Source organism: Micromonospora sp. ATLC20 (assembly GCF_057196585.1).
In genome coordinates this window covers 1-1,156 of record NZ_JBXUOV010000383.1, presented here as the reverse complement: position 1 = coordinate 1,156, position 1,156 = coordinate 1, and the positions used below count along the sequence as shown (strand labels likewise).

The following is a 1,156-nucleotide window of genomic DNA, read 5'->3' as shown; positions in this document are numbered from 1 at the left end:
GCACCGCGCCGCCCGCGCCGGAGACCCGACCCGCCCGGCCGACCGGCTCGCCGGGCCCCGGGACACCGCAGCCGTCCGCACCGCCGGGACTGTGCGTCGCGTACCGGGCGCTCGCCGAACCGGACCGGGGACGCGCCCTCGCCACACCCGCCTTCAGCGACCTCGTCACCGCCGCCGGGGGCCACGACCGGGTGCCCGACTACTGCGCCGGGCTGCTGGGCGACGACGATCCGCCGGGCCGGGCCGACGGCGGACCAGGCGGCGGCCGGACCGCGCACCCGGTCCACCCGTCCGGCGGACCGCCGGGCGTGGACGTCCCGGCGCCGGAGCACGCCGGGCCGCCGTCGGGCACCCCGCCCGGGCGGCGGGCCGGTTGACGACCGGCTGGTAACTTGCCCGCGTGACCCCCCGGCGTCGCCGATCGGCGATCCTCCTCCGTGTGGCGGTGGTGCTCGCCGTGCTGGCCGGCATCGTCCTCACCGCGCTCGGCCCGGCCACGGTGACCGGCCTGCTGCCGTACTTCACCATCCAGAGCAACGTGGCGGTCGGCGTCCTCGCCGGGTACGCCGCCTGGTGCGCGCTGCGCGACCGGCCCGAGCCGCCGAGTGCCCTCAAGGGAGCGGTGACCCTCTACATCACCATCACCGGCACCGTCTACCACCTGGTGCTGGCCAACCCGGCCAGCCCGTTCGCGATGGCCCAGCCGGACCGGCAACCGGGTGAGTGGTGGGGCAACCAGTTCCTGCACACCGTGGTGCCGCTGCTGGCGGTCGCCGACTGGGCGCTGTTCGACAGGCGCGGCCGGCTGCGCCCCCGGTACGCCGCCTGGTGGCTGGTGTTCCCGCTCGGATACCTCGGGTTCGCGCTGGTACGCGGCCTGATCGTGGACAGGTACCCGTACCCGTTCATCGACGCGGGCGAGCTCGGTTACGACGGGTTGGCGGTCAGCGCGGTCGGGTTCGCCACGGTGTTCTGGCTGCTGGGCCTGCTGTTCGTGGGCGTGGACCGGCTGCTCGCCCGGGCCGGGCGCGCCGAACCGGCGACCCCACCGGCCACGCCCGGCGCGGTGGGGCCGCCGGCCACGGCCGGGCCGGACGAGCCGCCGGTGGTCCAGCGGGAGACCACCAGCTCGGCCTGAGCGGCCCGGCGGATCAGG

1 protein-coding gene and 1 pseudogene are annotated in these 1,156 nt (G+C 77.1%); both read left to right on the top strand.

The window, feature by feature from the left end:
- A pseudogene (locus tag AC2CHG_RS31475) lies at positions 1-377 on the top strand (hypothetical protein); the annotation flags it as partial.
- 62 nt (positions 378-439) lie between these two features.
- Complete coding sequence (locus AC2CHG_RS31470) at positions 440-1,138, top strand: Pr6Pr family membrane protein (RefSeq protein ID WP_484526216.1); 699 nt, start codon at positions 440-442, stop codon at positions 1,136-1,138.
- Positions 1,139-1,156 lie beyond the last annotated feature (18 nt).